Here is a 21,928-nt window from a genome sequence, read left to right on the forward strand (position 1 = left end):
TGAAAATTCGGAGGATTTTCTGGCGCGCGGGTGATCGGACCGCGCGCCAGTGGCATCAGTTGGTGATGATCTCCGGCCCCATGAAGGTCGTGGGCAGGTAGGTCGATATCCACGGGATATACGTCACCATGATCAGGAAGACGAAGAGCACGGCGAGGAACGGCAGGGCCGCGCGCACCACGTTCATCATCGGCATGCCCGCGACGCCCGAGGTGACGAAGAGGTTCAGGCCGACGGGGGGCGTGATCATCCCGATTTCCATGTTCACCACCATGATGATGCCCAGGTGAATGGGGTCGATGCCAAGCTCGATGGCGATGGGGAACACGAGCGGAGCGACGATGACCAGAAGGCCCGATGGCTCCATGAACTGGCCGCCGATCAGCAGGATCACGTTGACCATCACCAGGAACATCACCGGGCCGAGGCCAGCGGCCAGCATGCTTTCGGCGATGGCCTGGGGGATCTGTTCGTCCGTCAGCACGTGCTTCAGGAGCAGCGCGTTGGCGATGATGAACATCAGGGTGATCGTCAGTTTCGCGCCTTCGAAGACGGTGTTGACCGTGTCGCGATGCCAGAAGGCCGTCACCAGCGCCCAGGGCTTTTGCAGCAGGGTCGCCGGGCGCGGCGCCACGGCGGCGTTGACGCTGCGCTCGCCCATGGCGCCGGTATAGGTTTCCTCTTCCGAAGGTGCGGCGAGGGGACCCATGTCACGGTAGATGAAGCAGGCCACGAAGAAGGCGTAGACGGCGGCCACGGCGGCGGCCTCGGTCGGGGTGAAGGCGCCGGGTTGCCAGTAGATCAGGCTGCCCTCGCCGCTGAGGTTGATCCAGGGATGGCCATAGATGCCGCCCATGATGATCCCAATCAGCAAGAGGCCCCAGAAGGCGTCTCGGAAGCTGTCGAAGATTTCGCCCCAGCCTTTCCATTCGCCCGCGGGCATGTTGCGGATGCGCGCCATGATGTAGATCGTGATCATCAGCATCGTCCCGGCCAGCAGGCCGGGGATGACGCCCGCGAGGAACATCCGCCCAACCGACACGTCGGTGGCCGAGGCGTAGACGACCATCACGATGGAGGGCGGAATGAGGATGCCGAGCGTACCGGCATTACAGATCACCCCGGCGGCGAAGTCCTTGGTGTAGCCCACCTGCCGCATGGCGGCGATGACGATCGTGCCGATGGCGACCACGGTGGCGGGCGACGAGCCCGAGAGCGCGGCGAAGATCATGCAGGCGAGAACACCGGCGATGGCTAGACCGCCCTTGAGGTGCCCGACGCAGGCGATGGAAAAGCGGATGATCCGTTTCGCCACGCCGCCCGTCGACATGAAGCTGGAGGCGAGGATGAAGAACGGGATAGCCAGGAGCGTGTAATGTTCGGCCATCGCGTCATAGAGCGACTTGGCCACGGCGCCGATGGAGGTGTTCGAAAACATCAGCTGGAACACGATCGAGGAGAACCCGAGCGAGACCGCGATCGGCACGCCGATCAGCAGAAGGCCGATGATCATGACGAAGAGAAAGGCGACTTCCATGATCTCAGACCTTTTTCGCGTTTTCGCCACGGGCGAGCTTGTCGGCGGCGGTTTCCACCGCGTCCTCGGCCTCGTGGCTGGTGATGATGCGCTGGCGGGTGCCGCGGATGACGCCAAGGGTGGCCTGACACACGCGGAACAGCAGCAGCGCCGCACCGATGGGCAGGATCAGGTAGGGAATGACGCGCGGCAGGTAGTCGTATTCCTCGACCACGCGCGTGTCGCCGTCCATGTACCAGTTGAAGGTATTCTCGAGGAACTCCTTGCCAAAGGGGATCGGCACGGGGCGCACCACGGCGTAGCCTTGGGCGCGGGCCTCTTCGAAACCCGTTGGGAACCAGCGGCCCGAGGTCGGATCGAGGTTCGAGAAAGGCGCCCAGAAATCGTAGGCCCCCTTGAGCAGCAGGAACGCATAGGCCACGCAGACGACGCAGGCCATCAGCGCCAGCACGCGCTTGAGACCACCGCCTAGCATGTTGATGACCGCATCCACGCCCAGGTGGGCGGTGACCTTGAAGCCGTAGGAAATGCCGAAGAGGACCAACCAGGCGAACAGGATTTCGACCACCTCCTGCCCCCAGAGCAGGCTTTCGGAGAAGCCGTAGCGCAGAACGACGTTGGCGAAGGTGATCAGGGTCATCGCGCCAAGGATCAGGGCGATGAAGATTTCCTCGGCGCGGTGGACGAAGCGTCCGACCGGGCCCGATGGTGTGTATCCGCTCACGCTCATGGCGTTTCCCTCCGGATATTGTGGGGTAAGGCCGGTGCAGGTTCCGGCGGCTCGGGTGGTGCCGCCGGGGTCCGGCGCAGCGGGCGCGATGCGACCTGAAGGAAGCCGCAGGCGCGCCCGCCCTGCCCTACGTCAGCTTCCGCTGTTGTGGGACTGGGCCGCGTCGATGTTGTCCTGGCCCACGTCTTCGACGAACTGGTCCCAGACCGGGCGCATCGCGTCCACCCATGCCTGACGCTGGTCGGCGTCGAGCTCGCGCACCTCGCCACCGGCGTCGATGATCGCCTGGCGGTTTTCCTGGTTCACGTTGTAGCTTTCGGCGTTCCGCGTCTGGGTGACTTCGTCAACGATGGTCATGAACTGCTCACGCACGTCAGGCTCCAGCGAATCCAGCCAGTCGACCGGGGCCACCAAGAGGTAGTCGATGATGCCGTGGTTGGTCTCGGTGATGCCGTCCTGCACCTCGAAGAACTTCTGGCCGTAGATGTTGGACCAGGTGTTTTCCTGGCCGTCGACAACGCCGGTCTGCAGCGCGCCATAGACCTCGGAGAAGGCCATGGGCTGCGGCGAGGCGCCAAGGGCTTCCATCTGGGCCACGAGCACGTCGGAGGTCTGAACACGGAACTTCAGGCCTTGGGCGTCGCCCGGCTCCACCAGCGGGACGTTGGCCGAGAACTGTTTCATGCCATTGTGCCAGAAGCCCAGGCCCTGCAGGCCACGGCGCTGCATGGAATCGAGCATGTCCTGGCCGGCGTCGGACGCCTGGAAGCTGTCGACGGCGTCGATGTTCTTGAACATGAAGGGCAGGTCGAAGATGCGGAACACCTTGGTGAAGTTCTCGAATTTCGACAGCGACGGCGCGGCCAGCTGGACGTCGCCCTGCAGCATCGCCTCGAGCACCTGGTCATCGTTGTAGAGCGTGGAGTTGGGGAACACCTCCATGCACATCTTGCCGTCCATTTCCTCGTTGACGCGCTCTTGCAGCAGCGAGGCGGCGATCCCCTTGGGGTGCCGGTCGGTGTTGGTGACGTGGCTGAACTTGACGACGACTTCGCCATCGTCACAGGCGGCGTTTACGGCACCTGCGGATACAGTTAGTGCGAGTGCCGCGGTTGCGGCAGACAGGAATTTCATGGTCTCTCCTCCCTAGTTCGAGACTGGCTTTGATACCGTCACGGTATTGCGCAGCCAGAATGGCGATTGGGAAGGATGCAACAAGCCGATTCGAGGCAGGATGACGCGAATCAAAATATATTTATAAGGATCAATATCTTGAGGACTTCGAATCGCCATGAGCTGAAGCGCGCTCGAAATGGCTGTGCGGATTCCCGCACGCGTTTTTTCGGCGTTGTGCGGATTTCCGCACAGCCCGCGACCGACGGCGTTCAGGCCGCCTGGCCTGGCCAGCGCCGCGTCGCAACCAGAACGCCGACCGCGACCAGCCCCACGGCCAGCCAATTGACGCCACTGGCATTGTCGGCCCCAAGACCGACCATTGCCATGACGATCAGTCCGGCGCATGCCATCACTGCTCCGAGCATTGCAACAAGTGGACCGGGACGCCCCGAGGACGGTGTCCGACTTCCGGCCTCGAACCGAACGAAGATCAGCACGAGCGGGACAAGCACGACCGTGAACAAGGTCAGCCAGACAGGCCGCATGGCCCACCACGCGCCGCTGCCCGGCGGCTCGTGCAGGCCAACGCCGCCCAGCAATACGGCAAGGCCGACGACAATGATCAGCGCCGTCATGTGCCACAGGTAGATCGACATGATCATCTGGTTGAACAGGATCACCAGCGACCAAGGACGCGTGCGTTGCAACCAGGCCTGTGCGATATCCGTAAACAGCAGGATCGCGCCGATCTGCACCGCGCCGACGGCCAGCATCGCCGTGGTGGGCGGGCGGGTGTTGGACATCTCGGCGCCCGGCACGCTGACCATGGCGACGGGGTATCCGAACTGCACGATCAGCACGTAGAGGCCGGCGACGCCCAAGCCGATGAAACCCAGCGCCCAGGTCTTGGGCCGCGCGGCGCGGCGCCACCAGTAGCCAAGCTGGTGCACCGCAAGCCAGACGAAGCCGTAATTAGCCCAGCGCAGCCAGCCTTGGTTCAGCCCGAAGGCAATGGCATCCACCGCGATGGCGCCGAGGGCCAGCAGGAGGACCGACAGGACCCCGATGCGATCCCAGAGCGCGACGGTGACCGGCACGGCCATGGTGATGACGATGTAGACGGCCAGAAACCAGACCGGCACCAATGCGGCCTGTGACGCAAAGCCGATCAGCTCGGGCGAGACGCCCGTGGCGCGTGCGACGACCCCGCCCGCGGCCCAGGCCAGAACCACGGGAACGGTGGGTTTCAGAAGGCGCGACAGGCGTGTGGCGGCCCAGGCGCGTTTCTTTTCCGGGTCTTTCCGGGCAGAGTCCCAGGACAGGCTGTTGGAAAATCCGCCGACGAAGAAAAAGACCGGCATGACCTGGAAAAGCCAGGTGGCGTAATGGGTCCAGCGCTGTTCGGCCAGCAGGATCACCAGCGTCGCCTCGCCGTCACGCATCACCGCGGCGACCAGCAGCCAATGGCCGAGGATCACGAAGCTGATGGCGATGGCGCGGTATAGGTCGACAGCGCGGTTGCGGCTCTCGGGTGTGCGCTCGGCGGCCCAACGGGCCGCGGCCATCAGGCCCTTGGGCATTCGGTCTTCAGTGGTGGTGTTCATCCTGGTTTTCCGCTCCGGCACTGCGCGTCCGCGATTTGGGCCGCATGACCTCGGTCAGGATGCTAACTCGCTTCCATGCCACGCGGAATCGCGGATATCGGAAAGACCGGAGAGGGTCGGCCCTTGTGGCACCGAAGCCGCGCTCAATCGTCGCCGCGGCGATAGTCCTCGGGCTTGATGCCGTAGCGTGAAAGCTTGTCGTAGAACGTCTTGCGCGGCAGCTTCAGCGCCTTCGCGGCCTCGGAGGCGCGGCCGTTCTGGCGGCCAAGCGCGGCGATCAGCAAAGAGCGCTCGACCTGTGCCATCTGCTCTGAAAGCCCCAGGTCGGCGGCGCGGGTCACTTCATCCGGCATGCCGAGAACAAAGCGCATGGCCGCGCTCATCAAGGACCTTGCGTTGCCGGGCCAATCCTGTGCCATAAGGCGGGCCACGTGATCGGGGGCGATGTCCGGCGCGGCGATACCGGATTGCTCGGCCGCTTGCGCCACGTAGTGCCGGAAGAGAACCGGAATGTCCTCGGGCCTTTCCGACAAGGCCGGGATGCGCACCGGCGCCACGTCAAGCCGATAATAAAGCTCGGGGTAAAAGCGGCCGTCGCCGGCAGCTTTGGCAAGATCCGTCGTCGTACCCGCGATCAGGCGCGTTTCGGCGCCTTCCTCCAGCCGGTCCAGCAGGGCGTGCTGGGCATGAGGGGGCAACGCGGTAATTTCTTCGATGAAAAGACTGCCGCCGCGGGCCGAAGCCATCGCATCATCCAGTGCCCCGACATCAAGCGCGGCAGCAGGGTGTTTGACATAGGGGCCACGGCTGGCGGGCGTCATCAGATGCACGACCTCGGCCACTTTCGAAATGCCCGCGCCCGGGGGGCCGGTCACGAGAACGTCTGCCCCCATCGCGGCGACGCGGCGCACGCGCTCGCGCAGTTGCTCGGCCAGTTCCGAGGTGCCGAACAGCATCCGGGCCGCGGCGTCGCCCGTCTCAAGCTGGCGTTTCAGCCGCCGGTTTTCCAGCACAAGGGATCGTGTCTGCAACGCGCGGGTCAGAACTGGCAACAGGGCATCGGGCGCACAGGGTTTTTCAAGAAAGTCGAACGCGCCCTGCCCCATCGCACGGACCGCCATGGGGATATCGCCCTCGCCGGTCAGCAGGATAACCGGCAGTTCGGCATCGGTTTTGCGAGTATGGTCCAGAAGGTAAAATCCGTCGCGCCCCGGCATGCGGATGTCCGACAGTATCACGCCCGGAAAGTCCGGAGTTATATGGTCCTTTGCCTCGATGAACGAGCCCGCAAGGCGCGGTCGAAGCTCGTTCAGTTCCAGCGTCTGGGCCAACGCCTCTCGGACTGCCGCGTCGTCGTCGACGATCAGAACATCCCTTTTCATGCCGCGGCCTCGTCTTTCCAGGGGTCCAGTTCGATGCGGAAGATCGCGCCTCCGTCATCCGCGTTGCTGCCACTGATGCGGCCTCCGAAACTTTCGACCAAACCGTAGGAGATCGAAAGACCGAGACCCAGGCCATCCTCGCCGCCGACCTCCTTGGTGGTATAGAAAGGTTCGAACATCTTTGCCGGATCGGAGATGCCCGGCCCGTTATCCCGCACCGTCACGGTAGGGTGAGCACCGGGGAGGAGTGAAATCTCGATATGTTTGTCAACCTGTCCGGCCATGGCATCGACCGCGTTGTTGATCAGGTTCACCATAACCTGGCCCAATCGGACTTCGCCGGCCTGCACATGCACCGGAAACTCGGGCCGGTGCCAATCCAGCGCCACGCCTTCGTTGCCGAGGCGCTGTTCGGTCAGCTCGACGGCGGTGTCGATCACGGCGCCCAGGTCGACCTTTCCGGCGGGCTCGGCCTCGTTGCGCGCAAAGGCTCGCAAGTTCCGAATGATCCGCGCCGCGCGCGCCGCAAGATCAGAGATGCGGCCGAGGTTGTCTCTGGCGGATTGCGTCTTGCCGGTATCGAGAAGCGCGGTGCCGTTATCCGCGAACTGCTGAATCGCCATCAAAGGCTGGTTCAGCTCGTGACTGATACCCGCCGACATCTGCCCCAACGCGCTTAGCTTGCCGGCCTGAACTAGGTCCTCCTGGGCACGGGTCAGCGCGGCTTCGGCTTCCATCCGCTCGGCCACTTCGCGGCGCAGGACGGCATTGGTCTGCGACAGTTCCGCCGTGCGGTTCGCAACACGCGTTTCAAGCTGGGCGTTGGAGATAGCAAGCGCGCGACGGCGTTCGGCGAACAGCAACAACACGGCGCCGAAGGCAAGGCACGTCGCGGCAAAGACCGCCGCTTGCAGCATGGCCAAGCGAGACGCGGGGGCCGCGTCCATCAGCGCATGACCGGTCATTCCGATCACCGGCTTGGGGGTGGCCAGGTGCAAGGCACGCTTTGGCAGATAGCTGCCGTGATCGAGCGTCCAGATATCCGGATCTTTCCTGCGTGCGCCACCTTCCGCCTCGGCGGCACCGGGCGGGGCCAGACCTGCAGCGGAGGGTCGGATGCGCCAACCCAGTATCTCTTCCCTGTTGGAGATAAACACGCGATCGTCATTGTCGGTAAAGAAAACCACCGGCTGACCGCCGATCCAGCCCCATTCGATTTCGGAAATGTCGACGACGGCGATGAGACTGCCACGGATTGCGCCATCCTCGGCGAAGGAGGGTGCGGCATAGGCGTAAACGCGTCGTCCCTCGGGGCCAAGCCGTCCGAAGAAGGACCCGAGCGCCCCATGCATGGCGCGGCGAAAGTAGCTGCTGCCGGCGGGATCAAGAGAGACCTCGCCCGCCTGCGCAAGTACCGTACCGTTGGCATCGGTAAATATCAGCCCGGCGGCCCCGCTTTTGTCGACGGCCTCCTGCAAAAGCTGGGTGGCCGCGGGGACGTCCGGGCTGGCACTTGTCAACGCCGCCAGCCTGGGATGATCGGACATGAGAACCGCGAGTTCGCGAAAGCGGCGCATCTCGCCGGTAAAACGGTCGGCCGCCAACGCGAGATCGGCACGCCCCTGCTTGGCCAGCTGTGTCAGTCCCTGGCTATGGCCATAGCGCCAAACGGTTGCTGCCGCGGCGGTGACCGCAAGCAGGAAGAACGCGATGACGATCCACCGGGCGCGAAGGAGTGACAACATGCCAAGGTGATAGCAAGCCTGTCCCCTGCTTGACCAGATAAAGCGTGCGCGAGCGCCATGGTCAGTGACCGGTGTCCGAGCCTGGCAGGTCGAAGCGCAGCGAAAGGCCACGCGGGGCGTCCGCCTCAACGATCGCGATCTCGCCGCCCATGGAACGCACGACTTTCCGTGCTATCGCAAGACCGACGCCGACGCGCCCGGTCTCGCTTTTGGGGCGCAGGGTGGCGAGGGGTTTGAACACCGCCTCCCGGTGAGCGGGTGGAATTCCGGGCCCGTCGTCGGAGACGGTGACCTGAACCCGGCCATTCCAGCGGGTGGCGGCGATCCGCAGGTTGCCGAAATCCCGGTCATGATGCACAGCCGCATTGCCGATCACCGCATCGAACAGTCGGCGCAGATCGTTTTTTGCCCCCCTGACGCTCAGCCCCAGGCACTGGAGATCGCAGGTCAGCTTGGGCACCGCTGGCAGTTCGGCGCAACTGCTGGCGACAAGCGCGTGAAGGTCATGCGTGGCAGGCGGATCCGCCAATCGCCCGACCCGCGACAACTCGGTCAAAGCGTTCAGCGTATCGTCCAGCCGATGCGCGTAGTCACGCAACATGGCCAGGTTTTCCGCGGAGTCCGCCGGCAGCGCAAATCCCTGAGCGGCAAGATCGTCGTAGATCCAATCCGGGATGGTGCGCATGGCACGGGCGAATGCCTTGAGGTCATGTGTCAGGATATACAGGAATTCTTCGGCCTCTCGGACCGGTCCAGGACTGTCAGAGGTGAACGAGCGTGACACGTGTCTCCCCTTTTCATCTTTGTTCGCGCGTCGGGCAAACCTGACAGGCACATGTTTCCAACCGGTGAACGGCAGCCGCCGGATGCCGACGAAACTGTTAAAATCAGCAACACCGGGCGCGTCGACGGTAACGGTCTGGTAACAATCACGGCCCTAGCATCGCACCACGAATTCTGGGTGTTTTCGTAGGAAAGGAAACGAAATGGCGTCTATCTCTCCAATCCCGGCCGAGCAAATGGTCGCTCAGGCGCTGCCCGCGGCCAACCTGCACGGGGCCCGTCGCGGCGACTGCTTTGACGTACTTATCCTTGACGATGACCCGTTCGACCAGAAACGTTTATTGCGAACGCTGGAGTCGACTGGCCTGCCCGTGAACACGGTCAGTGCCGCGACGATCCGTGAATTCGACGCCGCGCTCGACGCCGGCAGCTTCGACGTGGTGCTGATAGATTACCTGCTGCCGGACAGCGACGGCCTTGCCGCGCAAAAGATGGTACAAAGCCACCCAACGAACTTTGCGGCCGCCGTGGTCATGATGTCGAACAAGATGCGCACCGACGTCGCCATCGAGTCGATCAAGCAGGGCTCTCTGGACTGTCTCGACAAGGTCGAGTTGAGCACCGACAAGCTGCGGGAGCTGATGATGGCCTCCGTCAAGGTCCTCGCGGAAACCTCGCGCCACTGGATCGGGGAACTTCTGGCACAACAGCGGACGCTGATCGCGCAGGACGTCGCCAAGTTGGTACGCGACGAGATGGAGTTCGGACGCCTGATCGACACGATCGACAAGCGCATTCTGGACATGTTGGCGGCCCGCGGGTTGACGCTGGCCGATCGTTGGGATGCCGACGGCGTCATGGACCCGGACCCGCCCTTCGCCTTTCGCTGAACCAGCGGGCGATCACGCCACCAGTTGCCAAGCTGGTGCGGGTCGGCGAGACTGGTCGCGAACAGCGAATGAGGAAGATCATGACCGCGAACACCCCGCCCGTGTGCGACTTCAACTGGCCTGCGCCGGATTTCGATCTGCCGGGGACGGACGGCAAGCGCTACACGCTGAGCGATGTGTCCGGCCCGCGCGGCACGCTGATCATGTTCATCTGCAACCATTGCCCTTACGTTCTGGCGGTGCTGGACCGGATCGTGCGCGACGGTAAGGATTTGCAAGCGCTGGGGATCGGCGTTGCGGCGATCTGTTCCAACGATGCCGAGACGTATCCGGACGACAGTTTCGACAACATGGTGAAACTGGCCGAGAAAGCCGGGCTACCCTTTCCCTATCTGCATGACGAGGATCAGTCCGTGGCGCGGGCCTATCACGCCTCCTGCACGCCGGATTTTTTTGGTTTCGACGCAAAAGGCGGGCTGCAATACCGTGGCCGGCTGGATGCGTCACGCATGTCGCCTGCGCCAGAGGACGCGCCGCGCGAGTTGTTCGATGCGATGAAACAGGTCGCGGAAACCGGCGAGGGTCCGCGCGACCAGGTCGCGTCGGTCGGCTGTTCGATCAAGTGGAAACCGGCAGCGTAAGAACCGGCGCCTTGCGGAAAATGATGCCATTCCGAGCTGAGCGCCGTTCAAGACGCGCCGATGACAAGAACCAGAGGCCGAAGAAATTCTCGGGAGCTGGTTGAGATGAGTTTCGGCCATGCTGACTTTGCTGCCATTCACGACGGAGGCAAACGTCAGCCCATGGGGTGGCGACCCGACGGCAATTTCAAAGCACTTTATGCCTGCCAGGTACATCCCCAGAAAGATCGTTGCGCCCAGCCTCAGCCAAATCGCCAGCCCTTGGGAGGGGCTGACGGTGGCCGGGCCGCTGCGCGGCTGTTAACCGGCTGAGTGCTCGACACGGATGTTTCACAAGGGACGGCGCTTGCGCGACTCGAAACATTCGCACATATTCCTATAAGAGAATTTCTGGGAGGAATACCATGCGAATGACCCGACGCCACCTGATGGCGACCGGTGCGACCCTGCCCCTTGCCGCGGCCCTGCCGCGCTGGAGCCTGGCGGAAATGTCCCTTGGCGATGCGACAGTCACGACCGTCAGCGACGGCAACCTCGTGCTGCCGGGCGATTTCCTGTTCGAGCCGATGCCGCAAGACGAGCTGATGCCGATCCTCGAGGCCACCGGCCAGAGCCGCGACGAGTTGCGCCCCGAATGCAACCTGACGCTTTACCGCGACGGCACCAATACCGTGCTGTTCGATGCCGGCGCCGGGTCGAATTTCATGCCGAGTGCGGGCGAGTTGCCGGCCAGCCTTGAGGCCGCGGGGCTGTCGCCCGAAGACATCACCCACGTCGTTTTCACCCACGCGCATCCCGATCATATCTGGGGCGTCCTGGACGATTTTGGAGACCCGTTGTTCGCGCAAGCGGTGCACATGATGGGCCGCGCCGAGTGGGATTACTGGTGGAACCCCGAGACCGTGAACACCATCGGCAAGGCGCGCGCCGCGTTCGCCGTAGGCGCCAAGAACCGGATGGAGGCGATCGAGGACATGGTCGCGTTTTTCGACGACGGCGAGGAGGTGCTGCCGGGCATCGCCGCGGTCTCGACCCCGGGCCACACGCCCGGACACATGAGTTTCGAACTGCGCAGCGGAAGCGAGGCGGCGATGGTCATCGGCGACGCGATCGGCAATCACCACGTCGCCTTCGCCCGGCCAGACTGGCCCAGCGGATCGGACCAGGACCCGGACATGGCGGTGGCCACGCGCAAGACGCTGTTCGACCGCCTGACCGCCGACGACATGACCCTGATCGGGTTCCACCTGCCGGGGGGCGGTGTGGGCCGGGCCGAGGCGTCAGAGACCGGATACCGTTTTGTCGGAAAGGATGCGTGATGCGTGCGCTTGCTGCCTGCCTTGTTGCCCTGTGCACGAGCCCCGCACTGGCCGATGAAAACATACCCGACCAGTATCCCGGTTCGCCGCTCTATTCCAAGCCGGTCGAGGTGATCCCGCATGTCTGGTCGGCCATCGGCGCGACCGCGCCGCCGACCTATGAAAACACTGGGCATAACAACAACCTGAGCTTCATCGTGACGGGTGATGGCGTTGTCGTGGTGAATGGCGGGGCGGCCTATATCCTGGCCGAAGCGCTGCACGACGAAATCAAGCGCATCACCGATCAGCCGGTGAAGCTGGTGATCAATGAGAACGGCCAGGGCCATGCGATGCTGGGCAACGCCTATTGGGCCGAACAGGGCGTGCCGATCCTGGCGCATGTGGATGCCGCCGAGGAATTCGAGGAATACGGTGCCCAGATCCTGCGGCGGATGGAGGAATACAACCGCGACAAGGCCGAGGGCACGGTGCTGGCCGGGCCGACGGAAACCTTCGAGGATGAGAAGATCATCGAGATGGGCGAGTTCCGGATCGAGGTTCTGCATCTCGGCCCTGCGCACAGCCCCGGCGATATCTCGGTCTGGCTGCCCGAGCAGAGCCTGGTGATTGCGGGCGACATGGCGTTTCACGAACGGATGCTGCCGATCTTCGAGGATACGATCACGAAAGACTGGCTGGAAACATGGGAGACCGCGTTCGAGCCGCTGGAGGCAACGTATGTGATCCCCGGCCACGGGCATCCGACCAACATGGCGCAGGTGCGGCGGTACACGCATGACTACCTGGTTTACCTGCGGGAACAGGTGGGCGCGCACCTGGAGGAAGGCGGCAGCCTGGCCAACGCCTATTACGTCGACCAGACGCCATATAAGCACCTGCATACATTTGAAGAACTGGCCACCAAGAATGCGGGCCGGGTGTTTGAGCAGATGGAGTTCGAGTAGGGCTTACTCGGCGGGAACGGCAACACCGCGAGGTGCCAGCACGCCGCGGGCCGCGACCGCGCCCAGCACGATGAACCCGAGCGCCAGCAGGGCGGCGATGCTAAGGTTCGCGCCGCCGCTGAGGCCCGCGCCGATGGTGCAGCCCCCGGCCAGCACGCCGCCGAAGCCCATCAGCACGGCGCCGGCGCTGTAGCGCAGGGTCTGCACGGGGGACGAGAAGCTTTGCAAGGCCAGTTCACCGCGCGCGGCGGCGCTGAGGAAGCTGCCGACGATGACGCCGCCGATCACACCGACACCGAAGCCTGCGGGCACAGCGGTGGACGCGATGGCGTAGAACAGAGTGTCGGTCCACGGCAAGGTGAAGGCCATCGACTGGGCGGGCAACGGATCGAAGTCATCCAACAGCAGAACGGAGGTTCCGGCCCAGCCGGCCACGACCACGAGGCCGATCACCGCGCCCATGACAAGGTGCAGGACGCGCGCGCCGGAGCGGTGTGCGAGCAGCACGGCGATGGCCAGCAACGCCAGCGCCACGGCCGGGGCAACACCCGGAATGGACGCGAGACTGCCGATACCGAAATCGTACTGAACCGCGCCGAGCGATGTGCGGACCGGGGCCAGAACGCCCTTCAGCGTTGCGTGGGCGACGATGGCAAAGAGGGCGATGACACTGACCGCGCGCAGGTTGCCCGTACCGGCCAGCACCGTCAGGCGGGACATGCAGCCCCGCGTCAGGACCATGCCGATGCCGAAGGCGAGCCCACCGAGGGCGATCGCGGCGACCGGCACGCTGCTGGACAGGTAGCGATGGTCGCCAAGCTCGACAAAGCCCATGCCACCGGCCAGGGCCACCCCGCCGATGGCCACGGCCAGCGCGACCAGCCAGACCGAGAGGGCCGAGCGGTCCATGCCATCCTCGCCCGCCACGGCCCGCCGCAGGCAGAAGCGCGAGATCTGGGCGGCAATGCCGAAGGCAAGGCCCAGAAGTGCGCCCAGCAGCAGGTGCAGGGTTTGTGCAGGCAGGTCGAACGGCAGGGAGTCAAGCAGCATGGGTCATGTCCTGATTCAAGTAATCCGCCCTTATCTGGTGCGTTTTCGCGCGAGTCAAAGCCCGGCGGAAAGAGCATTGTTCCACGTTCCACAGCGAATGCGAAACAACGTTCCGGAACGCGGACAACGTTGCAACGCCGGACCATCACGGGACGGTCCGGCGAAACGGATTTTCCTATTTTTCGCGTTGGCGGGAAATTTTTCCGATTACTGCGCGGCGATGGGCAGCCGGGCAAGCTGGCACTGCGCCCAGAGTTCTTCGAGGGCGGATATCAACCGATCGACATCCTCGGCGGAGTGCACTGGCGACGGCGTGATACGCAGCCGTTCGGCGCCCTTGGGCACGGTCGGATAGTTGATCGGCTGGATGTAGATCCCGTGGTCGCGCATCAGCACGTCCGAGATGTATTTGCACTTTACCGGGTCGCCCACCATCACCGGGATGATGTGGCTGGGGTTCTCGATATGCGGCAGGCCGATCGCGTCGAGCCGAGCGCGCACCTCGGCCACGCGGGCCTGTTGCTGGCTGCGTTCCTCGCTGCTGTGCTTGAGGTGGCGCACGGCAGCGGCGGCACCGGCGGCGACGCAGGGTGGCAGGGCGGTGGTGAAGATGAAGCCCGAGGCAAAGGAGCGGACAAAGTCGCACAGCTCGGTCGAGGCGGCGATATAGCCGCCCATGACGCCGAACGCCTTGCCCAGCGTGCCCTCGATCACGGTCAAGCGGTCCATCAGCCCCTCGCGCTCGGCAATGCCGCCGCCGCGCGGGCCGTACAGGCCGACCGCGTGCACCTCGTCGAGATAGGTCATGGCGCCGTATTTATCCGCCAGATCGCAGATCTCCTTGATCGGGGCGATGTCGCCGTCCATCGAATAGGCGCTCTCGAACGCGATCATCTTCGGGGCGTTGGCGGGCAGGGCCGCCAGCTTGGCCTCGAGATCGGCGAGGTCGTTGTGTTTCCAGATCACTTTCTGGGCGCGACTGTGCCGGATGCCTTCGATCATCGACGCATGGTTCAGAGCATCGGACAAAACCACAAGCCCCGGAATGCGCGACGCCAATGTGCCAAGCGCGGCCCAGTTCGACACGTAGCCGGAGGTGAAGAGCAGCGCACTGTCCTTGCCGTGCAGGTCGGCCAGTTCCGCCTCGAGCTGCACATGGGCGTGGGTTGTGCCGGAAATGTTGCGCGTGCCCCCTGCCCCGGCGCCGGTGGTGTCGAGGGCGTCGTGCATCGCGTCGAGCACGACCGGGTGCTGGCCCATGCCGAGGTAGTCGTTCGAACACCATACCGTCACGTTCTCGGGGCCGTTGTAGCAATGCGCCTTCGGAAACTGCCCGCGCCGCCGCTCGAGTTCGGCGAATTCGCGATAGTTGCCTTCAGCCCGCAACCCATCGAGTTCGGAGCGGAAAAATTCCTGGTAGTTCATCAGTTCTCTGTCGCCTCTTTCACGATCTCGGCCAAGAGCGCCTCGACCTTTTCCATCGGGCCATCGGGGTAGTCGCGGTAGCCTATCGTCACGGCACCTTCCGCGTCCTCGGCCACGAAAATGCCGTAGGGGCAGTGCGCGATGTTCATCGGATCGGCCTCCATCACTTCGCGCGACACGACGGCCGAGCAGAAGATGAAGATATCCGCTTCCTTGAAGATCATGACATCGCTGCCCACGTCCTCGCCCGTGCGGTTGAGCATTTCTCCCACGTGGCTGACGTAATCGATCACCAGCCCCTGGCCCACGATCGCCGTTTCCACGGCAAAGGCCGCGTCGTCGAACGAACCCTCGTAGGGCGTGGTGATCGGGGCCTCGGCATGGGCTGCTGTGGCAAATGTCAGGGCAGCCGTCAGAATCACGGGTTTCATGGTGGGTCCTCCTAGGTGTCGGTTTGTTTTCGCACGGGGGCATCGCCCCGGTCATTGAGCGAGATCAAAGCCGGGACGGCGCGTTGGCTTAGCCGAACATGTCGGTGGTGATGCCGGTGTACCAGCCTTCGGACTCTTCGTAGGTCGCCTTGCGCAGGGCGGAATCCTCGCCGGTTTCGCTGATGAAGCCGTCGACCTTGGCGATTTTTTCCTCGGTCGCCTCGTAGGTCGCACCCACCTTGACGCCGTCATCGGTGGCGATGAGCGACCAACAGGTGTTCGAGAACTTGGCCGGGAACACCTTGGAGCCCGTGAGCGCACCGCGCACCGCGTTGGCGCAGACCTTGGCCTGGCTGTTGGCGGCAAAGCCCGATTTCGGCATGTCGCCCTGTGCAGCGGCGTCGCCCAGCACGTAGACATCCGCGTCGGCCTTGGTGGACATGTCGGCGGCATTCACCGGCGCCCAGTTGCCGTCGGTCACGCCCGCCATGTCGGCGATGCGGCCCGCCTTTTGCGCAGGTATGACGTTGCAGACGTCGACGCTGGTTTCCTCGCCGTCGATGGTGACGGTCATGTTCGCCGTGTCGACCGAGACGTTGCCGCCGCCGAATTCCTCGCCGATCCAGTCGACCACGCCCGGGTAATGCTTGTTCCAGCCTTCCTGGAACAGGGCCATCTTGGAGAATTTCGGCTTGGGGTCGGCCACGATGATCTTCGCGGTCGGGTTATTTTCCTTCATGAAATGCGCGACCATCGAGACCCGTTCATAGGGCCCCGGGGGGCAGCGATAGGGGTTCGGCGGGGCCACCATGGCAAAGGTGCCGCCTTCTGGCATCGCTTCCAATTGGGCGCGCAGCAGTTCGGATTGCGAGCCGGCCTTGTAGGCGTGTGGCATGGCGTTCTGGGCCTCGATGCTCCAGCCTTCGACGGCGCCATCGACGAAATCGATGCCGGGGCTGAGGATCAGCTTGTCATAGGGCAGCGTGGACCCACCTGCGAGCGTCACGGTCTTGGCGTCGCGGTCGACATCGACGGCCCAGTCGTGGATCACGTTCACGCCGCTGGCCGCGATGGTGCCGTAGGTGTGGCCGATATCGCTGAACTCCTTGAAGCCACCAAGGTAGAGGTTGGAGAAGAAGCAGGTGAAATAGGTGCGCGTGGGCTCCACGAGCGTCACGTCGATGGCGCCGTCGCTGTCCTTGGCGATATAGCGGGCCGCCGTGGCCCCGCCTGCCCCGCCGCCGATAACGACGACGCGCGGTTTGCCCGCGCCTTGCGCCAGCACGGTCGGCGCTGCGAGCGTCGTGGCCGCGGCGGCCGTCGTTCCAAGGAACGTCCGTCTGTTGAGTGTCATTTCTTGTCCTCCCTAAGATAATTTATTTTTATTCTGTCGTCAGTTGGCCGAAATAGGCGGCCAGTGCGGCAATCTCCTCATCGCCCAGGCGCCCGGCGACCATTTGCATCACCGGATGATTGCGTTGCTTGTTCTTGTAGGCGTGCATGGCGACGACGAAATCCTCCTCCGGCCAGAGCACGATAGACGGAATCCCGTCATTGGCGCCACCCGCCTGATGGCACGACACGCATTCGCCGCTGAGATATTCGCCATATTCCGGGTCGCCCACAAGCGCGAGGATTTCCGGATCGAGGTCATGGTCCATGCCCTGGATGGTCGGGTCCGCCTCGGGGATGTCGCGGGGATTGTCGGAAAAGCGCCGCAGGTAGGCGATCAGGTCCAGACGCTCTTGCGGGTCCTCCAACCCGTCAAAGCTCATCCTTGTGCCCGAGGCGATCGCGGTGGGGTTCTCGAGGAAAACATCGAGGGTTTCGGCGTGCCATTCCAGGCCGCCTGTACCAGCGCGCTTGAAGCTTTCGGAATAAGGGAAGCCTTCTTGCGTGGCCGCTTGCCGGCCGAAAAGGCCATTGAGGTGCGGGCCGATGCCATGCTCGGCCCCCTTGCCCACTTCATGGCAGCCGGAGCAATAGGCGAACACCTCCTTGCCGGCTTCCGGGTCGCCCTCTTCAGCCGCCACAGAGGTGGCGCAGGCCAAAAGGCCTGACGCCAGGGCGAAGGGGAGCGCGCGGAAGCCGACCGTCACGCGGTCAGTCTCCGAAGCTTTGCAGATAGGCGATGATCGCCTCGATATCCTCGTCCTTCTTGAGACCGGCAAAGCTCATCTTGGTGCCTTTCATGTAGCTTTTCGGCGCGGCAAGGAATTCGGCCATCGCGGCCTCGTCCCATTTGCGGCCTGCTTCGGCGGCTTCCTCGAAAACGCTGGAATACTTGAAGTCGTCGTGGCCGCCGATGGTCGCGCCCATGACGCCGTTCAGCACCGGACCGACGCGGTTCTTGGCGCCTTCGCCCACCATGTGGCAGGCCTTGCACTTGCGGAAGACCTTTTCGCCCGCCGCCACCAGTTCGGGATCGGGGCCAGCGGAGGCCTCAGCCGCTGGCGCGGCCGTCTCGGTGGGTTCGGGGTCTGCGGCGGCCATCTCGACCTCCTCCGCCGCTTCTTCGGCGGCGGGTTCGGCGGCGGCTTCTTCCTCGGGCGTCACGTCGACGACGGAGGCGCGCATGGTGATCTCGACGCTGTCCTTGCAGCCTTCCATGCAGGGCTCGGTACGCCAGATGGTGTATTCGGTTTCGGGACGGTCATCGACGATGAAGCCATCCGCGTTGGGCATCTCGAACTCGGCGAAGTTTTCGTGGCTGAGCTCGAAATCGTCTTCGACCAGGTAGTTTGAATAGAGGATGTAGGCGGTGATCGCGTAGACCTCATCGGGGCTGAGCGACTGCGCGTTCCCGAAGGGCATTGAGCGGTGCACGTAATCCCAGACGGTCGACAGGTACGGCCAGTAGGAGCCGACGGTTTTCACAGGGTCCTTGTTGTCGAGCGTGTCGAAGCCGCCCGCCAGCACCGGCCAGTTGCCGACGCCCTCGGCGAAGTCGCCGTGACAGACGGCGCAGGCCTCGGCGAAGACCTGTTCGCCGGTTTCCACGTCGCCGCGGCCTTCGGGCAGGCCGATGCCGCCGGGGCGCACGTCGACGTTCCAGGCGGCGATTTCCTCGGGCAGTGCTTCCCGGCCCAGGCCAAAGCCGCCTTCGGGTGTTTCGGTTGCGGCTGCTTGGGTTTCTTCCGTGGTGCTGTCGCTTGCCGCATCGGTCGAGGCGGCATTGGCCTGTGACACGAGCACTGGGGCAATCGAGGGGATGTCCACGACGAACTGGTCGGCCAGCACGTAGGCCATCGTCAGGACGCCCGCGGCGCCACCGGCGGCGGGTGCGAATATCTTAAGAAACTTCGACATTTTCGGCCTCCCCGTTGGCTTTGACGTGCCAGGTCTGGATGCAGTTATTGTGGTAGATCGAGTTTTCGCCGCGCACCTCGCGGAGTTGCGCCTTGGTCGGCTGGACATAGCCCGTCTCGTCCATCGCGCGGGCCTGGAGCAGCATTTCCCCGCCGTCCCAGGTGGTGTCGAGGTAGAAGCGGGTCAGCGCCTTGGCATCACCCTGGGTGCCGAGGCGGGCGGTTTCCCACGTGACGCCGCCATCGCGGGAGACATCGACACGGGTGATCTTGCCGTGGCCAGACCAGGCGAGGCCCGAGATGACCAGCGGGCCAGGACCGTGGCTGATGGGCGATTGCGGGCTGGGGGAGGTGATGACCGACTTGGCATCCATCACCCAGGTCCATTTGCGGGCCGTGCCGTCGGCCAGAACGTCGGTGTATTTCGACGTCTCCTCGCGGCTTTCCACGGGGCCGTCCATGACCTCGATCCGGCGCAGCCACTTGACCCACATGTTGCCTTCCCAGCCCGGCACGACAAGGCGCACCGGGTAGCCGTGTTCCTTGCGCAGCGCCTCGCCATTGGCCTTGAAGGCGACGAGGCAGTCGTCCAAAGCCTTTTCCATTGGAATGGACCGACCGTTCGAGGACGCGTCGGCGCCTTCGACATAGACCCACTTGTCCGAAAGGTCGCCGGCGGCATCGAGACCCGCCTCTTCCAGCAGGGTGCGCAGGGTGACGCCGGAATATTCCATGTTGTGGATCATGCCGTGGGTGAACTGCACGCCGTTCAGCTGTGCGCCCGCCCATTCCATGCCGGTATTGGCCGCGCATTCACAGAAATAGACGTGGTTTTCGCGCGGGAAGCGCTCGAGATCGGCGTAGTGAAAGACCAGGGGCTTATCCACGAGGCCGTTGATCATCAGGCGGTAGTCGTCCTTGGCCAGTTCGATAGCGCCGGAATGGTGACGCTCGAACGCGCAGCCTTGCGGAGTGATGGTGCCGTCCAGCGCGTGGATCGGCGTGAAGTTGATCGAGCTGATCGGGTCGGCGGTCAGCCACGGCACGTTGCGGCGCACCACGTCGTCCTCGAACCGGATCGGCAGGCCATAGGGGGTTTCGTCGACGCCCTCGCCGGTGATCGCGGCCCAGTCCTGAACCTCGGTGATCAGCGGATCGGGATCTTGTGCCGAGGCCGCGCCGGCCACGGAGCCTGCGACCGCCGCCGCGCTGCCACGCAGGAAGGCGCGGCGAGACGGTGATTTGAAAAGATCATTCATGGCTGAACGCTCCCTTGATGAATGCTCAGACGCCGGTCACTTCGACGCTGTCGTTTTCCTGCACCGTGACGGTGCCCATTTTCCTGATGTGGCTTTCGACCACGTCCCAGATCTGCGGCCCTTCTGTGCCCTCGTTGACCGAGGCCCAGCCCGCGATGACGTAGTTGCGCGAGGGGTCGATCGGCTCGCCGCTGCTGAGCAGGGTCATGTTGCTGATCCGCTCGCCCTGCGGCGCACTGACGTCGATGCTGTAACCAAGACCGCCGGTGCGAACCATGTCGCCGCCCTGCTGGTAATAGGGATCGGGGTTGAAGATGTTGTCGGCCACGTCTTCCAGAACGACCTTGAGGAATTCACCCGTCATTTCGGTGCGATACGCCTCGCCATAGGTCATGGAGGTGACGTTCCAAATATCCTCGCGGGTGATGTCCTGGCCGGGGATCAGGGACGGGCCCCAGCGGACGCCGGGGCTGAGCGCGATTTCGGCATCGCGCTCGGACAGAAGCGCGTCGCAAATCAGGTCGTCCCAGCTGCCGTTGAAGTTGCCGCGACGGTAAAGCAGACTCTCGGTCTGGCCGATCACCTCCGACAGCTTGTCCTCGTAGGGTGCGCGCTCAGCGTCGATCAGCGCGGTCATCTGGGCATCGGGTTCGATCACGTCCGAGAAGATCGGGATCAGCTTGTGGCGGTAGCCCATCATCCGGCCGTCGCGGATATCGAGGTCGACGCGGCTGACGAACTTGCCGTTGCTGCCCGAGGCGATGATGAGCGTCTCGCCCGACAGGACAGGTTCCGGCAGCGCGTCGTGCGTGTGGCCCGACAGGATCACGTCGATGCCGCTAACCACGGTTGCCATCTTCTTGTCCACGTCAAAGCCGTTATGGCTGAGCACGACGACGCATTCCGCGCCTTCGTTGCGGACCTGGTCGACGATTTCCTGCATGTTCTCATCCCGGATGCCAAAGGCGTATTCCGGGAACATCCAGCCGGGGTTGGCGATGGGCATGTAGGGGAAGGCCTGGCCGATCACCGCGATCTTGGTGCCGCCGCGTTCGAACATCGTGTAGGGCGGGAAGAGATCGGTGGGTTCGTCCCACTCGGCGTCGAAGATATTCTGGCCGAGCGCGGCAAACGGGAGAGAGGAGACGAGCTCGGCCACGCGATCGGACCCCAACGTGAATTCCCAGTGGAATGTCATCGCATCCGGTTTGAGCGCGTTCATCACGTTGACCATGTCCTGGCCCTGGGTGTGATAGCAGGTGTAGGAGCCGTGCCACGTGTCGCCACCATCGAGCAGGATGGCGTCGGGGCGGTCGGCGCGAATGGCGTTCACGACGGTCGCGACGCGGTCGAGCCCGCCGACGCGGCCGTATTCACGGGCGAGCGACGTGAAGTCGCCGCTGCTGAGCGCATAGTGGCTGGGGCTGCCATCCTCGATCCCGTAAAGGCGGCGGAAATCGGCGCCGGTGACATGCGGCACCTCGCCCTTGTTCTCGCCCACGCCGATATTGACCGAAGGTTCGCGGAAATAGATCGGCTTCAGTTGCGCGTGGATGTCGGTGACGTGGATCAGGGACACGTTGCCGAACGTGTCGAACTGCAAGAGCTGGTCCTGGGTCAGTGATTGTTGTGCGGCCAGCTTGGCCCAGTTGCCGAAGCCCGAGGCCCCGACCAAGGCCGATGCCGCCATGCCGACCTGTAGAAAATCCCTGCGCGAAATCATGTGTAGCTCACCCTTTGAGACATATGCGCATATTTGAA

19 protein-coding genes are annotated in these 21,928 nt (G+C 63.9%); 4 read left to right on the forward strand and 15 right to left on the reverse strand.

Translation table 11 applies throughout. The features are described from left to right. Window positions 1-55: 55 nt before the first annotated feature. The 7 genes from RBB18_RS12485 to RBB18_RS12515 form a co-directional block, all read right to left on the reverse strand. Window positions 56-1,537, reverse strand: coding sequence for a TRAP transporter large permease (locus tag RBB18_RS12485; protein ID WP_103761964.1), 1,482 nt, complete (start codon window positions 1,535-1,537; stop codon window positions 56-58). A 4-nt stretch (window positions 1,538-1,541) separates the two neighbouring features. Further along, window positions 1,542-2,267 carry a TRAP transporter small permease gene (locus RBB18_RS12490; RefSeq protein WP_274594467.1) on the reverse strand — a complete coding sequence of 242 codons (726 nt, stop codon included), beginning with the start codon at window positions 2,265-2,267 and terminating at the stop codon, window positions 1,542-1,544. A gap of 132 nt (window positions 2,268-2,399) precedes the next feature. Continuing rightward, on the reverse strand, window positions 2,400-3,401 hold the full coding sequence (locus RBB18_RS12495; protein WP_274594468.1) for a DctP family TRAP transporter solute-binding subunit: 1,002 nt from the start codon (window positions 3,399-3,401) through the stop codon (window positions 2,400-2,402). Between the two features lie 251 nt (window positions 3,402-3,652). Then, window positions 3,653-4,987, reverse strand: a complete 1,335-nt coding sequence (locus RBB18_RS12500; RefSeq protein ID WP_306111042.1) for an acyltransferase — start codon at window positions 4,985-4,987, stop codon at window positions 3,653-3,655. 143 nt (window positions 4,988-5,130) lie between these two features. Beyond that, entirely contained in the window at window positions 5,131-6,369 is a 1,239-nt protein-coding gene (locus RBB18_RS12505) for a sigma-54 dependent transcriptional regulator (RefSeq protein WP_274594470.1), read from the reverse strand. Continuing rightward, window positions 6,366-8,114: an ATP-binding protein gene (locus RBB18_RS12510; protein WP_306111043.1), complete on the reverse strand. Its 1,749-nt coding sequence runs from the start codon at window positions 8,112-8,114 to the stop codon at window positions 6,366-6,368. Before RBB18_RS12510 ends, RBB18_RS12505 begins: the two co-directional genes overlap by 4 nt. 61 nt (window positions 8,115-8,175) lie before the next feature. After that, complete coding sequence (locus RBB18_RS12515) at window positions 8,176-8,898, reverse strand: ATP-binding protein (RefSeq protein ID WP_306111044.1); 723 nt, start codon at window positions 8,896-8,898, stop codon at window positions 8,176-8,178. 202 nt (window positions 8,899-9,100) lie between these two features. Here RBB18_RS12515 and RBB18_RS12520 point away from each other — a divergent pair, with 202 nt between their 5' ends. The 4 genes from RBB18_RS12520 (at window position 9,101) to RBB18_RS12535 (ending at window position 12,694) form a co-directional block, all read left to right on the forward strand. Beyond that, entirely contained in the window at window positions 9,101-9,787 is a 687-nt protein-coding gene (locus tag RBB18_RS12520) for a response regulator (protein ID WP_306111045.1), read from the forward strand. Between the two features lie 80 nt (window positions 9,788-9,867). After that, complete coding sequence (locus RBB18_RS12525) at window positions 9,868-10,428, forward strand: thioredoxin family protein (RefSeq protein ID WP_306111046.1); 561 nt, start codon at window positions 9,868-9,870, stop codon at window positions 10,426-10,428. 404 nt (window positions 10,429-10,832) lie between these two features. Then, window positions 10,833-11,747 carry an MBL fold metallo-hydrolase gene (locus RBB18_RS12530; protein ID WP_306111047.1) on the forward strand — a complete coding sequence of 305 codons (915 nt, stop codon included), beginning with the start codon at window positions 10,833-10,835 and terminating at the stop codon, window positions 11,745-11,747. Continuing rightward, window positions 11,747-12,694: an MBL fold metallo-hydrolase gene (locus RBB18_RS12535; protein ID WP_306111048.1), complete on the forward strand. Its 948-nt coding sequence runs from the start codon at window positions 11,747-11,749 to the stop codon at window positions 12,692-12,694. The genes RBB18_RS12530 and RBB18_RS12535 overlap by 1 nt, the downstream gene beginning before the upstream one ends. A gap of 3 nt (window positions 12,695-12,697) precedes the next feature. On the opposite strand, the gene RBB18_RS12540 is transcribed toward RBB18_RS12535, so the two are convergent. The 8 genes from RBB18_RS12540 to soxB form a co-directional block, all read right to left on the reverse strand. Next, window positions 12,698-13,744, reverse strand: coding sequence for a YeeE/YedE family protein (locus RBB18_RS12540; RefSeq protein ID WP_274594476.1), 1,047 nt, complete (start codon window positions 13,742-13,744; stop codon window positions 12,698-12,700). Between the two features lie 207 nt (window positions 13,745-13,951). Then, window positions 13,952-15,169, reverse strand: a complete 1,218-nt coding sequence (hemA, locus tag RBB18_RS12545) for a 5-aminolevulinate synthase (protein WP_306111049.1) — start codon at window positions 15,167-15,169, stop codon at window positions 13,952-13,954. Beyond that, on the reverse strand, window positions 15,169-15,600 hold the full coding sequence (locus tag RBB18_RS12550; protein ID WP_274594478.1) for a DUF302 domain-containing protein: 432 nt from the start codon (window positions 15,598-15,600) through the stop codon (window positions 15,169-15,171). The genes hemA and RBB18_RS12550 overlap by 1 nt, the downstream gene beginning before the upstream one ends. Before the next feature lie 88 nt (window positions 15,601-15,688). Then, window positions 15,689-16,954, reverse strand: a complete 1,266-nt coding sequence (locus RBB18_RS12555) for an NAD(P)/FAD-dependent oxidoreductase (RefSeq protein ID WP_103761949.1) — start codon at window positions 16,952-16,954, stop codon at window positions 15,689-15,691. Between the two features lie 28 nt (window positions 16,955-16,982). Continuing rightward, window positions 16,983-17,699, reverse strand: coding sequence for a c-type cytochrome (locus tag RBB18_RS12560; protein WP_371931645.1), 717 nt, complete (start codon window positions 17,697-17,699; stop codon window positions 16,983-16,985). A 4-nt stretch (window positions 17,700-17,703) separates the two neighbouring features. Continuing rightward, a complete protein-coding gene (locus RBB18_RS12565; protein WP_306111050.1) occupies window positions 17,704-18,909 on the reverse strand; it encodes a c-type cytochrome in 1,206 nt (401 codons plus the stop codon). Beyond that, window positions 18,893-20,167, reverse strand: coding sequence for a sulfite dehydrogenase (gene soxC / locus RBB18_RS12570; RefSeq protein WP_103761947.1), 1,275 nt, complete (start codon window positions 20,165-20,167; stop codon window positions 18,893-18,895). Before soxC ends, RBB18_RS12565 begins: the two co-directional genes overlap by 17 nt. Before the next feature lie 25 nt (window positions 20,168-20,192). Then, the gene (soxB, locus tag RBB18_RS12575; RefSeq protein ID WP_306111051.1) at window positions 20,193-21,890 is read right to left on the reverse strand and encodes a thiosulfohydrolase SoxB; all 1,698 of its coding nucleotides are present in this window, start codon (window positions 21,888-21,890) and stop codon (window positions 20,193-20,195) included. Window positions 21,891-21,928: the final 38 nt, after the last annotated feature.

The organism is Roseovarius sp. MMSF_3298, assembly GCF_030733705.1.
Classification (GTDB): Bacteria; Pseudomonadota; Alphaproteobacteria; order Rhodobacterales; family Rhodobacteraceae; genus Roseovarius; species Roseovarius confluentis.

Bases quoted from the DNA above. Each gene is read 5' to 3' on its own strand.
- RBB18_RS12540 (WP_274594476.1), bottom strand. From the start codon at position 13,744: ATGCTGCTTGACTCCCTGCCGTTCGACCTGCCTGCACAAACCCTGCAC.
- RBB18_RS12500 (WP_306111042.1), bottom strand. From the start codon at position 4,987: ATGAACACCACCACTGAAGACCGAATGCCCAAGGGCCTGATGGCCGCG.
- RBB18_RS12505 (WP_274594470.1), bottom strand. From the start codon at position 6,369: ATGAAAAGGGATGTTCTGATCGTCGACGACGACGCGGCAGTCCGAGAG.
- RBB18_RS12535 (WP_306111048.1), top strand. From the start codon at position 11,747: ATGCGTGCGCTTGCTGCCTGCCTTGTTGCCCTGTGCACGAGCCCCGCA.
- RBB18_RS12490 (WP_274594467.1), bottom strand. From the start codon at position 2,267: ATGAGCGTGAGCGGATACACACCATCGGGCCCGGTCGGACGCTTCGTC.
- soxC (WP_103761947.1), bottom strand. From the start codon at position 20,167: ATGAATGATCTTTTCAAATCACCGTCTCGCCGCGCCTTCCTGCGTGGC.
- RBB18_RS12525 (WP_306111046.1), top strand. From the start codon at position 9,868: ATGACCGCGAACACCCCGCCCGTGTGCGACTTCAACTGGCCTGCGCCG.
- RBB18_RS12485 (WP_103761964.1), bottom strand. From the start codon at position 1,537: ATGGAAGTCGCCTTTCTCTTCGTCATGATCATCGGCCTTCTGCTGATC.
- RBB18_RS12550 (WP_274594478.1), bottom strand. From the start codon at position 15,600: ATGAAACCCGTGATTCTGACGGCTGCCCTGACATTTGCCACAGCAGCC.
- hemA (WP_306111049.1), bottom strand. From the start codon at position 15,169: ATGAACTACCAGGAATTTTTCCGCTCCGAACTCGATGGGTTGCGGGCT.
- RBB18_RS12520 (WP_306111045.1), top strand. From the start codon at position 9,101: ATGGCGTCTATCTCTCCAATCCCGGCCGAGCAAATGGTCGCTCAGGCG.
- RBB18_RS12555 (WP_103761949.1), bottom strand. From the start codon at position 16,954: ATGACACTCAACAGACGGACGTTCCTTGGAACGACGGCCGCCGCGGCC.
- RBB18_RS12495 (WP_274594468.1), bottom strand. From the start codon at position 3,401: ATGAAATTCCTGTCTGCCGCAACCGCGGCACTCGCACTAACTGTATCC.
- RBB18_RS12530 (WP_306111047.1), top strand. From the start codon at position 10,833: ATGCGAATGACCCGACGCCACCTGATGGCGACCGGTGCGACCCTGCCC.
- RBB18_RS12565 (WP_306111050.1), bottom strand. From the start codon at position 18,909: ATGTCGAAGTTTCTTAAGATATTCGCACCCGCCGCCGGTGGCGCCGCG.
- soxB (WP_306111051.1), bottom strand. From the start codon at position 21,890: ATGATTTCGCGCAGGGATTTTCTACAGGTCGGCATGGCGGCATCGGCC.
- RBB18_RS12510 (WP_306111043.1), bottom strand. From the start codon at position 8,114: ATGTTGTCACTCCTTCGCGCCCGGTGGATCGTCATCGCGTTCTTCCTG.